Source organism: Corynebacterium sp. HMSC08D02 (assembly GCF_001807505.1).
GTDB classification, from domain to species: Bacteria; Actinomycetota; Actinomycetes; order Mycobacteriales; family Mycobacteriaceae; genus Corynebacterium; species Corynebacterium pseudogenitalium.
The window spans coordinates 1-4,516 of sequence record NZ_KV789258.1 but is presented as its reverse complement, the minus strand read 5'-3'; the positions used below and the strand labels follow the sequence as shown (position 1 = coordinate 4,516).

Annotated in this window: 1 protein-coding gene; it reads left to right on the top strand. The window is 58.4% G+C overall.

The features are described 5' to 3' along the window. Nucleotides 1-19 precede the first annotated feature (19 nt). Nucleotides 20-4,408, top strand: a complete 4,389-nt coding sequence (locus HMPREF3170_RS09740) for a hypothetical protein (RefSeq protein WP_070479377.1) — start codon at nt 20-22, stop codon at nt 4,406-4,408. Nucleotides 4,409-4,516 lie beyond the last annotated feature (108 nt).

Here is a 4,516-nt window from a genome sequence, read left to right as displayed (position 1 = left end):
ACATCTTAAGAAGCGAATCATGGCCGGCCTGATTTCAGGCGCAATGATTGCAGGTGGCGCTGTCGTCGTCGCCCCGGACGCAAGCGCAGACGAGCGCATTACGAGCACGTACTCTTCGCTGCCGAACGATAAGTACGCTGAGGCGCTGCGCTTTAACACTGAGCAGATCAAGATGCTCACGAATCAGAATGATTACCAGGCCATGCTGAAGACCTGGATGCAGGTCACCCCACTCGGCCCAGGCTGGTGCATCGACCTTGAGAAGCCACAGCCAAACCTGCAGACCCAGGGCTACGAGCTGCGCAAGCTGGACGGCATGTCCGGCCTGTACGGCTTCAACGGCTTTAACGGCGACCTTGGTATTAACGCAGACATCGAGACGGCAGCGATCTCGCTGACGAAGTCGATGCTGGTCTCCTGGTACAACCGCAACTTCGAGGACGTTAAGAAGAAGAACGTCGCGCTGCAGGCTCTGCTGTCGAACAACAAGAGCGTTCTGGACGGCCAGCGTTCCTACATCATGAACGGCCAGACCCAGAACGGCGTTCGCGTGACTAACCAGGAGTTCACCCAGTGGACCGGTTTCCGCGTCAGCGCTGTCTTCGGCGGCACCCAGGAGTTCCAGCCGAACTTCGCACTGATCAAGGATGAGGCTGCGTTCAGCCGCGTCTCCAGCACCGTCCGTGCTGGCGAGTACGTCACCATCCTGCTGCCGAAGGATTACAACATCTACCAGGATGGCCGCGAGGCAACCTTCCAGCGTCTGATCCCTCCGACCCAGCCGGGCCTGGACGGCTTCTACCCACGCCCAGGCGGCGGCAACGGCGGCGGCACTGTGACCACCACCGTGACGGTTCCTGGTGAAGCTGGTGTCACCTCCACCGTGACCGAGACCGGCCGCCCGACCATCACGCACACTGTGTACAAGGATGGCGGTGTCGAGCGGGAGACGGTGACCGTTCGTCCGACGGTGACGAAGACCAACGAGCGGCAGGAAGTTCACTACAAGACGGTTGAGGTCGCTCCGGAAACGGAGACCGTGACGCATGAGGTAGTGAAGCCTGCTGTTACCGTCACCGAGTTCGAGCAGGGCGGACCAACGTCCACCGCCACTGAGACCGTCACGGAAGATCCGCGCGTCATCGTCGTGGAGAAGCGTGACCCGGTAACCGTCACCGAAACTGCAACGGCGAAGCCGACGATCACCGAGACCGACAAGGTCCAGCCGAAGGTCACGGTTACTGAGCCTGTCTACGTCACCGAGACGAAGAATGTCGCGCCGAAGACCGAGACGAAGACGGTCACCGCTGCGCCGAAGACCGAGACAAAGGTTGTTGGCACCACCGTCACCCGCGTTTCCGAGAAGCACGAAACGACCACGATCGAGCGTCGTTACTCCCAGTTCAACTACTTCTACGACTTCTCCAACACGAGCGAGTCGAAGGTCATCGAGCCGAAGAAGCTGGGCGACTGGAGCATCGAGTTTGTCGACGACTCCAACGGCCTCGTCGAGGTCACCAAGGAAAATAACCGCCTCGTTATCACCCCGAAGAAGCAGGGTGAGGGCGACGTCCGCATCATCATCAAGGACGGTGACGGCAACCGCCACGAGTACCGCATCCACGTGGTGAACAAGGATTCCGAGAAGACCACCGAGAAGACTGTTCGCGTGGACAACCACTTCTTCAACGTCGGGGTTACTGGCCTTGACCAGTCCATTACGATCCCAGAGGGCTGGAAGTACGAAGTCACCGAGGGCAAGGAAAAGGTCACCACCACCGAGGATGGCAACACCCTGAACGTAAACGTCAAGGCTGGCGTCATCACAGGCCGGGTGAAGGTCAAGGTGTTCGAGGTTGACAAGGACGGCAAGCCAACCGGTAACGAGCAGAACTACGAGTTCAACATCGATACCAAGCCGAACAAGTACAACCAGTCCCGCGTGATCGGTAACATCTCCTCGTACAAGATCGAGGTAGACAACATCCAGGGTGAGCCTGAGATTCTCAAGGGCCAGGACCTGATCGAGTCCCTCGAAAAGAAGGGTGACCAGTGGGTACTGACTCCGAAGGCTGGCCAGACCGGCACTGTGATTGTCCGCGCGAAGAACGATAAGGGCGAAACCTTCACGTTCACCCTCGACGTACGTGAAGGCCGCAACGTTCTCGTTGATTCCGAGACGGAAATCATTGCCGTCGGCGGATCTGTGAAGGTCAAGGGTCAGGACGGCGACAAGATCGAGATCGTCCGCGGTAAGGATCTCGTCGACCCAGCTCAGCTTGAGGGCACCGGAGAGTGGACCCTGAAGCCAAGCGCCGACGGCCTGATCGTTGCGCATGTCAAGGATGCCGAGGGCAACCTGGTCGCGGTGTACACGATCGTCGTTACACCACAAGAGGCGAAGCCTGCGACACAGAAAGTCGACGACTACACAATTACGAACCGCAACACGGCGATCCTGACGAAGGGCCTAAGCTCTAACGAGTTCGTATTCCCAGATGGTGAAGATAACTTCAGCTGGGTTGAGGATCAGGAAAATCCTGAAAAGTTCTACCTGATGCCGAACCCTGACTTCGAGGGTGACATCAAGGTCGTCGAGCAGTCCAAGGGCGGCCATGCGCTGATCGAGTACACGATCCACGTCAAGCCTGCTAAGGTTCACGAGTTCGACGCTGGCACGTTTCCAGATGACTCGGAGCAGCCTGCCCCTGTGCCGCCCAATCCTGACAAGCAGAAGCTCGTCGTGGTGTCTGGTAAGGACCTGATCGACGGCGACGTCAACGAAGCTGGCGGCGGCAAGATCAAGTTCAAGAAGGGCGTTTCTGGCAAGGTTGTCCTCGAGGTCCAGAACTCCCGCGGCCTGCCGGTTTCTCGCTACACCTACAATGTTGAGCTGACGAAGCCGAACAAGTCCGAGTTCAAGATCACCTCGGATGACAAGTTCACCACCGATCTCAACCCTGGCGACAAGCTCACCGTCGTCGAAGGCGAGAACCTCGTTGAGGTGACCCAGAACGGCGACGAGTGGACCGTTACGCCGAAGGACGGCGCTCAGGGCAAGGTCGTCCTCGACGTCACCGACAAGGACGGCAAGGTCTACAAGCAGTTCATTTTGGATATCACCAAGGGAACCGGTAGCGGCTCCGATTCCTCCAACAACTCCGTTGTTGAGCACAAGATCACGGAGCAGGGCACCTTCGACGTCACCATTGTCAACAACAACAAGTACGAGGTTGTTGAGGGCAAGGAATACGTCACCGTCGTCAACGACACCGACAAGAAGTTCGAGCTGCGGATCAACGAGAACACCGAGGGTAAGAAGATTGTTGTCGTTGAGAAGAACAACGGCAAGGTTGTGAAGACACACAACATCACCATCACCAAGAGCGGTGGTGTGCTGAAGTTCGTCGAGGAGCGTCGTGTCTACCAGCCGAAGCTGACCGACAAGATCACCACGGGCGAAGGCAACACTTTCCGTGTCCTTCGCGGTAAGGACATCATCGAGGAGATCCCGACCCACCCGGGCAGCTTCAATGTGAAGCCTTTGCCGCAGAAGTCTGGTCGCGTCCTCATCGAGGAAGTTGACGGTGCTGGCAACCCGGTTCGTATCATTGAGATCGACGTCCCGGCTACGTCCGAGGGCAACATCATCGGCAAGCCAGGCAACCACGATGTCAGCCCGAACCCAGATGGTTCCTGGAAGATTGTCGTTCCTGGCGGTGGCGCGACCGACATTGAGATTTGCTCTGGTTCGAACTGCAAGCCGGTGGATCCGGACATGGTTGTTCCGAACCCGGACGGGTCCATCACGATCAAGCCTGGTAAGGGCGGCATCGAGAAGGGCACGACCCACATCACGTTCATCCCTCAGGTGAACGGTCAGCCGCAGAAGCGAGTTCGAATCAATGTCGAGCTCACGAGTAAGGATGTGGCTACTTCTTCCGACGGCAAGTGCATCGCATCCCTCGTGGGCATCGCTTCGCCGCTGCTGCTCCTGATCCCGCTGGGTATCCTGTCCCAGGTTCGCGTTCCGGGCCTTGAAGGCGTCCAGGGCAAGCTGAACGCCGCTGTCCGCGAGGCAAACGACCGCATCCAGCGTGGCCTGGGCATCTACGACCCCGACCGCGCAGAGCGCGCTGCGGGCCTCCAGGCCTCATTCAACGTAGCCAACCCAGAGATGGTCGGCCTCGCAGCCGGTGCTCTCGGAACGATTACTGTGGGTCTGCTCATCGCGGACGCTGTGCTCCGCTCCTGTGGCCAGGGCGACAAGACCTCGTCCTACCAGATTGGTAAGGCAACGGGTAACGACACCCTCATTTACGGTTCTTCGAAGAAGAACGACGTAATCAGGACCGCAACCCCGGTCCCTACTACTGAGGCAAATGCTCCGGCGCAGCCTGAGAAGTAATTTCGCCTAGCAGAAGGCCCCTTCCACTTTCGGAAGGGGCCTTTTGGCGTTCATCGAGGTGAGCACGATGACACGTGTCCCCCCTGTTTGGTGGCAGTGGTGTTTTGA